A 3279-nucleotide genomic window follows, 5' to 3' on the forward strand; every position below is an offset into this window, starting at 1 on the left:
CTCCCGCTTTTCCTCCCTGAGCGGGGCCTTGATGTGTGACAGCAAATAGGCTTACCACCCCAGCCCTTGTGCTGGGGTTTTTTTTTGCTCTGAATTTTTAACCCCCCGGATAAACTGCTCGCCATGCTTTGGATTAAATCGCTTCATATTGTTTTTGTGGCCAGTTGGTTTGCTGGTTTGTTTTACCTGCCGCGTATTTTTGTTAATTTGGCGATGGTGAAACCACAGTCCATTGCCGAGCGCGATCGCCTGTTGCTGATGGCCCGCAAGTTGTTGCGTTTCACCACCATCATCGCGGTGCCGGCCCTGGGTCTGGGCGCTTGGTTGTGGGTGGGTTATGGCATCGGCTGGGGTCCTGGCAATGCCTGGATGCACGCCAAGCTCTCTATCGTCGCCCTGGTGGTGGCCTATCACTACAGTTGTGGTGTCGTGTTGCGCAATTTTGTTGCCAACGGCAATACCCACAGCCATGTCTGGTACCGCTGGTACAACGAGGCGCCGGTGCTGATGCTGCTGGCGGTGGTGTTCCTGGTGGTGGCCAAGCCTTTTTAAGAAGCCAGGAGCGCATCGTGACCCACAAGACCTCAGCGTGGCCCCTTGCGCTGATCTATGTGGGTCTTGTTTTTTACGCCAGTCTTTACCCTTTTGCCGATTGGCGCTACCAGGGCATCGTGCCCTGGGCTTATTTGACCAGCCCCTTGCCCAAGTACTGGACGGGGTTTGATGTCATCACCAATGTGCTGGGTTACATGCCATTGGGGTTTTTGCTCACACTGAGTGCTTTACGGACCGGCAAGACCCGTTACACCGTGTTGATTTCAACCTTGGCAGCAGGTGTTTTGTCGCTCTTGATGGAGTCCACGCAAAGTTATTTGCCGGCACGCGTTCCTTCCAATGTGGACTTGGGGTTGAACGTGCTGGGGGCCTGGTTGGGCGCGTTGATGGCCTGGACGCTCGAGAAGCTGGGTGTTCTGGTCCGCTGGAATCGTTTTCGGGATCGCTGGTTTGTGGAGGACGCCCGCGGCGGTTTGGTGCTGTTGGCATTGTGGCCGCTGGCGTTGCTGTTTCCAGCGACGGTACCGCTGGGACTTGGCCAAGTGCTGGAGCGACTGGAGGCGTCATTGGCCGACGTGCTGCTAGACACGCCCTTCCTGGATTGGCTGCCGGTGCGCGATATTGAGTTGCAACCGCTGGTGCCGGCCGCAGAGTGGATTTGCGTGATGCTTGGGATGCTGATTCCCTGCCTGATCGGTTTTTGCATCATTCGCGCAGCGGGGCGCAGGGCGCTGTTTGTTTTGGTGATGTTTGCGCTTGGCATGGGTGTCACCGCGCTGTCTGCGGCCCTGAGTTACGGTCCCGAGCACGCATGGGCATGGTTCAGTTTACCGGTCGAAGCGGGTCTGGTGACAGCGCTGGCGTTGGCCTTGTTGCTGATGTGGGTGCCCCGGCGGGCGAGCGCTGCTTTGGTTTTGCTAGCGCTGGGCATTTACTTGAGTGTGCTCAATCAAGCGCCTGCCAGCCCTTATTTCGCACAGACTTTGGCGACTTGGGAGCAGGGCCGCTTTATTCGTTTTAATGGACTGGCGCAATGGCTTGGCTGGCTGTGGCCCTATGCCGCTGTGGTTTATGTGCTGATTCAGGTGTGGGGTCGTGAATCGAAAAACTAGAATTGCACCCATGATTGAATCCAACAGCGACGACACAGTGGGCGTCAGCCCAAGCGCCCCAGCGGCAAATTCTTACTACGAGCGGCATATTTTCTTTTGCCTCAATGAGCGCAAAGCAGGTGAAGACTGCTGCGCCCATCATGGGGCGCAAGCGGGCTTTGACCGCTGCAAAAACCAGGTCAAGGAAGCCGGTTTGTCCGGGCCGGGCCAGGTTCGGGTCAATAAGGCAGGTTGCCTGGACCGCTGTGCGGCGGGGCCGGTGGCGGTGGTTTATCCGGAAGCGGTCTGGTACACCTTTGTCGACAACGACGACATCGATGAAATCGTGGAGTCGCATTTGAAAAATGGCAAAGTCGTCGAGCGCTTGCTGATACCAGCCAACGTTGGACGTTAAGCCTTTTTGGCCTCTAGCCCCCGTTCTGCTTGCGTAAGCAGCTATTAATTAAATAGTGAAATATTTCCCCGGCTCATCATTTTTTGATGAGCTCAATCACTCATTCCAAATGAAAAAACTACTCATTACCCTCGCTGCAGCCATCTGTTTTTCGGTGTCCGCCCAAATGCCGCAGCCGCCTGAAATTGCGGCACGCTCGTACCTGTTGTTGGATGTGACGGCGAACCAGTTGCTGGCCGAAAAAGACATTGATGTGCCGGTAGAGCCCGCTTCTCTGACCAAGTTGATGACCGCATATCTGGTATTTGATGCCCTGCGCAGCAAGAAGCTGGACCTGAAGCAAACCTTGCCGGTCAGCGAGCGGGCCTGGAAGATGCCGGGTTCTCGTATGTTCATCGATCCCAAAATGATGGTGCCGGTGGAGGATTTGATTAAAGGCATGATTGTCCAAAGTGGCAACGACGCCACGATGGCACTGGCGGAAGGTGTTGGCGGCAGCGCCGAGCGTTTTGTGCAACTCATGAACGAGCAAGCCAAGGCGCTCGGCATGAAATCTACGGGTTATAAAAATCCTGAAGGTTTGACCGAAGCAGGGCACACCACCACCGCTCGTGACCTGAGCATTCTGGCGACCCGTTTAATGCACGATTTCCCGGACTACGTGGCTTACTACGCCATCAAGAAGTACCGGTACGCTGGAACCCCTGCCGCCAATGACAGCAACCGCAATCTGTTGCTGTTTCGTGATCCTTCGGTTGATGGTTTGAAAACCGGGCACACCGATGCGGCGGGTTATTGCCTGATTGCCACCGCCAAGCGCGATTTCCCAAACCTGGGTGCCACCGGTGCTGCAGCTGGCTCGCCTGCTGCCATGGGCAGCCGTAGACTTTTGTCCATCGTGTTGGGTGCGTCGAGTGAAAATGCGCGGGCCAATGAATCCCAAAAGCTGTTGAACTGGGGTTACACCGCTTTCGAAGCCGTCAAGTTGTATGACGCGAATCAGGCCGTGGTGTCGCCTGCCGTCTGGAAGGGCAAAGAATCCATAGTCAAATTGGGTCGCCCACAGGCCATTGTGGTGGCGGTACCCGCAGGCACAGCCAGCAAGATCAAGACGCAAGTCGTTCGCCCCGACCCGCTGGTGGCGCCGTTCACCAAAGGTCAGGCCGTCGCCACTTTAAAAGTCACCAATGGGGACCAAGCCTTGGTGGATGTTTCGCT

At 56.1% G+C, this 3279-nt stretch carries 4 protein-coding genes; all 4 read left to right on the top strand.

Annotation, left to right across the window (positions count from 1 at the left end):
• Nucleotides 1-123 precede the first annotated feature (123 nt).
• Entirely contained in the window at nucleotides 124-552 is a 429-nt protein-coding gene (locus tag WCG50_RS18500) for a CopD family protein (RefSeq protein ID WP_336901070.1), read from the top strand.
• 14 nt (nucleotides 553-566) lie between these two features.
• Nucleotides 567-1667: a VanZ family protein gene (locus tag WCG50_RS18505; RefSeq protein ID WP_336901073.1), complete on the top strand. Its 1101-nt coding sequence runs from the start codon at nucleotides 567-569 to the stop codon at nucleotides 1665-1667.
• Between the two features lie 10 nt (nucleotides 1668-1677).
• Nucleotides 1678-2061 carry a (2Fe-2S) ferredoxin domain-containing protein gene (locus WCG50_RS18510; RefSeq protein WP_336901071.1) on the top strand — a complete coding sequence of 128 codons (384 nt, stop codon included), beginning with the start codon at nucleotides 1678-1680 and terminating at the stop codon, nucleotides 2059-2061.
• Nucleotides 2062-2170: 109 nt separating this feature from the next.
• On the top strand, nucleotides 2171-3279 hold a 1109-nt coding region (locus tag WCG50_RS18515), incomplete at its 3' end, for a D-alanyl-D-alanine carboxypeptidase family protein (RefSeq protein WP_336901072.1).

It is taken from the genome of Rhodoferax sp., assembly GCF_037143375.1.
Classification (GTDB): domain Bacteria; phylum Pseudomonadota; class Gammaproteobacteria; order Burkholderiales; family Burkholderiaceae_C; genus Rhodoferax.

What these genes read in the sequence shown, in the direction of transcription:
- WCG50_RS18500 (WP_336901070.1), top strand. Translation starts at nt 124, where the DNA reads ATGCTTTGGATTAAATCGCTTCATATTGTTTTTGTGGCCAGTTGGTTT.
- WCG50_RS18510 (WP_336901071.1), top strand. Translation starts at nt 1,678, where the DNA reads ATGATTGAATCCAACAGCGACGACACAGTGGGCGTCAGCCCAAGCGCC.